We start from the raw sequence: 2,015 nt of genomic DNA on the forward strand, positions 1-2,015 counted from the left end.
ATATAATTCCAACGAGAGTTTTTTTTCAAGCATTACGATATCTTGTACCAATCTATCAATAACTTCATAATCACAATTTTTTTTTGAAATTTCCCTGGAAAAGTTTGACCATTTTCTAGATAACTTATAATATTCTTTAGATATTAAGTCGATTGAGTTATTTTTTAAGTATTTACTATTAGCTTCTTTCAAAAATCTTCCGTAAAGCCTACGATAAAAACCGCCTCCAGTTGCTACATCACAAAAAAAACGGAAAAATTCAACATTTTTTCTAGTTCTTCTTCCAAAGATTAGATATAAAAAATTTTCGGATAATTCCTCCACCAAATGTAGCCCACCCCAGTTGCTTTTATTTTTTATATACCTCTTCATATTACTATAAATAGCATTCCAAATTACCATTTTCATATCACTGATATTATCTTCTTTTATTGAAGAAGGGTTAGCAGATAATACAAATAAAGTATTACTTGGATGGTAAATTACTGCATTTGAAGGATTCATTGCTTCTAGGAAATTCTTCCATGGAATACTGATTGGACTAGAAATATTAGGCTCGTATACAAGGACTCCAGTATTACCACAATTAGTAATGACAACCACATGATTCCCTGCTGAACCATTAATTAACTTAAAAATTGATTTTGTTGACTCCTTATTACTTGTTAAAGAGGATGGTATAAATTTTAGATATTTATCTAAAGAAACTCTTGCAATTATCGGTATTTTACTATAAATCAGTTTTTCTATTGTATCCCTTACTTTATCATTTTCTTCCAATTGAATAATATCAATTTCAAGTTTTAAAGCATTAACTAATGTATAAATATCATTTTCGTTATTACCTGCATAACATGTAAACTTGTTTAATAACCCAAATTTTACTTTTGAACCCAAAAAGTCAAAACCTTCTCCCAATCCAAAGCACATAGCTTCTGAAAGACTATATCCATAATGACTTAAAATGGTCGACATTGCTACAGAACGACAATTATTTCCCAATGTGGCATCAAGCTTCATATTTATAATTCATTCCTTTCGTTTCACTCAAGGCACAACACAGAATGAAAAAGTGTTGTTCTCTTTATTTTGTTTTATAATAGTGAGAAAGCCTATCATTACTACAAATCACAGGGAGGTGAATAAGTGAGTAGTACAGACACCACCCCGCATATTTATAGGTGTGATTCTTTCCATCAAGTACAAGAACTGTGACTAGGAGCACGTAAACTTATAATTGAAAAGCGACTCGTTTGTGAAAGGAAAGAATAGTCAAGGGATAGGTAGACTCAAATTTGGTGAAGGGAGACCTCTCATGTTAAAAATTATTTATCCTAATTGTTGTAGTATTGATGTTCATAAAACCTTTGTTGTAGCGGTTATTTCCATCACCGACAGGCAAGAACTCACAACCTACCATCGTAAACGTTTCTCAACTTTTACAAATGGGTTAGTACAGCTACGAGACTGGCTAGAATACTATTCTTGCTTTGATGTCTGTATAGAATCTACCAGTAAATATTGGATTCCTGTCTTCAATATCCTTGAAAAATCCTGCAATATCTGCTTGACTCACCCCAAGTATGTCAAGGCTATCAGAGGAAAGAAAACCGACAAGCACGTACTCCTAAAACAGGAGAGTTATAATCCAAGGTTACAAGGTCTTACAGAAATAAGAAATCCAGATAAGACAATGTCAGTCCAAGATACCATTCATTTTGCACAGCGACATGGATTCAAGGTGCTTTAATTTTAAAGTTTAGGTGTCAAGACCTCTTTTTAGTGTGCCCAAAATTAGGATAAATAACAAATCAACTAGGTTTTATTTTTTTCAAACTTCACCTACTATTTCAAATTTTCAAGTTCAATATTCCTCAAAATAGATATTAAGTAACTCATTTGTTCACTATTATTTTCAGATGAAAGTATATATAGCTTTTTAATCGTACATAAATTACAATAAATTTTTCCATCTAAAGCCTTTGCATATTTACTTGCTATATTTAACCATTGTA

1 protein-coding gene and 1 pseudogene are annotated in these 2,015 nt (G+C 31.5%); one reads left to right on the top strand and one right to left on the bottom strand.

The genetic code is table 11. From position 1 onward, the window contains the following. Positions 1 to 1,020 (bottom strand): DUF4872 domain-containing protein (locus D8805_RS09875; RefSeq protein ID WP_125417120.1); only part of this gene is annotated, 1,020 nt, incomplete at its 3' end. Positions 1,021 to 1,315: 295 nt separating this feature from the next. Here D8805_RS09875 and D8805_RS09880 point away from each other — a divergent pair. Beyond that, positions 1,316 to 1,618 (top strand): annotated as a pseudogene (locus D8805_RS09880) (IS110 family transposase); the annotation flags it as partial. Positions 1,619 to 2,015 lie beyond the last annotated feature (397 nt).

Source organism: Streptococcus oralis subsp. dentisani, from assembly GCF_003944205.1.
Classification (GTDB): Bacteria; Bacillota; Bacilli; order Lactobacillales; family Streptococcaceae; genus Streptococcus; species Streptococcus oralis_BH.